The sequence below is a fragment of the Mesorhizobium sp. M5C.F.Ca.IN.020.29.1.1 genome (assembly GCF_003997375.1).
Taxonomy (GTDB): Bacteria; Pseudomonadota; Alphaproteobacteria; order Rhizobiales; family Rhizobiaceae; genus Mesorhizobium; species Mesorhizobium wenxiniae.
The window spans coordinates 1-2,092 of record NZ_RZSW01000789.1 but is presented as its reverse complement, the minus strand read 5'-3'; the positions used below and the strand labels follow the sequence as shown (position 1 = coordinate 2,092).

Genomic DNA, 2,092 nt, shown 5'->3' with positions numbered 1-2,092 from the left:
CCTTTCGGCGGTTGTTGCTCGTTGCCGCTTGCCCCCGTACCGCCACCAAGTGCGGCGACGCTTGATACGAGCAGCAGCGCAAGCGTGCCGCTCAAGACCGATCTGAAATGCATGTGCCTCTCGCCGTGAAATTGTTTGCCTGTTGCATGCCTTCCGATCGGAGTGGGACCGTCAGGCGCCTCGGCTCTTAGCAGGACGCAGGACTTCGGCCAAATTTTGTTTCAAGTCCCATATACGGGCGCCGGACATGAAAAAGGCGGCCGCGGCCGCCTTTCGCACATATGTGTTGCATTTCTGCCGATCAGAAATTGCCGATCAAGAACCGGCGCCGCTGATCGTGGTGACGGCGCGGCGGTTCTGCGACCAGCAGGAGATGTCGTCGCAAACCGCAACCGGACGCTCCTTGCCGTAGGAAATGGTCTTCAGGCGCTGGGCGGAAACACCCCTGGCAACGAGGAAGTCGCGGGTGGCGGCGGCACGGCGGGCGCCGAGCGCCAGATTGTATTCGCGCGTGCCGCGCTCGTCGGCATGGCCTTCGATAACGATGGCATACTGCCTATACTGGTTCAGCCACTGCGCCTGTCGCGAAAGCGTCGTCTGCGCGTCGGCGCGGATCGAGGACGAATCCGTGTCGAAGAAGATGCGGTCGCCGATGTTGACGGTGAAGTCCTGGGCCGATCCGGGCGTTGCCGCCCCGGCCCCACTGAGACCAAGATCGGCGGCGCTGTTCAGGTTCTTCTTCGAGGCGCAACCGGCGATGGCGAGCGACGCCACCAGCGCGATCATCACCGGGTTTCTGGTAAGTGCTGCGATACGGCCCATGCCGCCTCTCCTTCGCAATTCGAGTGATTTCGTTGATCGTCCAGTAACCACGTTTGGGTTAACCGGCGTTCAAGAAACACGGTTAAAATTTGGTTTCGGCTGCCGTCCGCAGCCGTTTTGCCCAAGGGGAATCCGAGGAGGCAACAATGTGCGCGGACCCTAGGCGGAAATGCGGCTAAAACGCGACCAAGTCGTGGAAAGGAGCGAATCGAAGCGTTGAGGAAACCCGTTTCTCCATCTCTTCAATTCCTCATTTCTCCAATTCCTCTCACTCGAGCAGCGGCGACCAGGCCGGGTCCGACGCGAAATTCGCGGTCGGGATCGACTGCTCGTTGCGCCCAGTGAGATCGACCGAAACGAGTTTCGGCCCGCCGGCTGAATCGCGGAAGAACATCAGCACCCGCCCGTTGGGCGCCCAGGTCGGCCCCTCTTGCTGGAAGCCGGTTGAAAGGATGCGCTCGCCCGAACCGTCGACGCGCATGACGCCGATCTGGAATTCGCCGGCAGTCTGCTTGGTGAAGGCGATGAGATCGCCGCGCGGCGACCATACCGGCGTCGAATAGACGCCGTCGCCGAAGGAGATGCGGGTCTGGCCCGAACCGTCGGCGCCCATCACATAGATCTGCGCGCGGCCGCCGCGGTCGGAGGTGAACACCACCTTGCTGCCATCCGGCGAATAGGACGGCGAGGTGTCGATGGCCGTCGAATTGGTGAGCCTGGTCGTCGAGCGGCTTCTCAGGTCCATGGCGAAGATGTTGGAATTGCCGTCGTCGCGCAGCAGGCTCATGATCACCTTCTGGCCGTCGGGCGAAAAGCGCGGCGCAAAGGTCATGCCGGGAAAGTCGCCGACCAGTTCGCGCTGCCCGGTCTCGATCTGCAGCAGATAGACCTTCGGCTGGCCGCTTTCGTAGGACATGTAAGTGATTTCCTGCCGGTTTGGCGAGAAGCGCGGGGTCAGCACGATCGACCTGCCATCCGACAGATAGCGGACGTTGGCGCCGTCCTGGTCCATGATGGCGAGGCGCTTCTTGCGCGCGTTCTTTGCGCCCGATTCGTCGATGAAGACGACGCGCGTGTCGAAATAGCCCTTCTCGCCGGTCAGCCGCTCATAGATCGCATCGGCGATGATATGAGCGACGCGCCTCGTATTGGCGTCGTTGGCGAAGAACTGCTCGCCCGACATCTGCTGGCCGGCAAAGGTGTCCCACAACCTGTACTGGGCGCGGACGCGGCCATCGGCCTCCTTGCTGACGCTGCCGGTGACCAGCGC

General features: G+C 62.2%; 2 protein-coding genes. Both read right to left on the bottom strand.

The features are described from left to right. Nucleotides 1-315: 315 nt before the first annotated feature. Nucleotides 316-822, bottom strand: coding sequence for a peptidoglycan-associated lipoprotein Pal (gene pal / locus EOA85_RS33550; protein WP_127212569.1), 507 nt, complete (start codon nt 820-822; stop codon nt 316-318). A 268-nt stretch (nt 823-1,090) separates the two neighbouring features. Continuing rightward, nucleotides 1,091-2,092 (bottom strand): Tol-Pal system beta propeller repeat protein TolB (tolB, locus tag EOA85_RS33545; protein ID WP_127212568.1); only part of this gene is annotated, 1,002 nt, incomplete at its 5' end.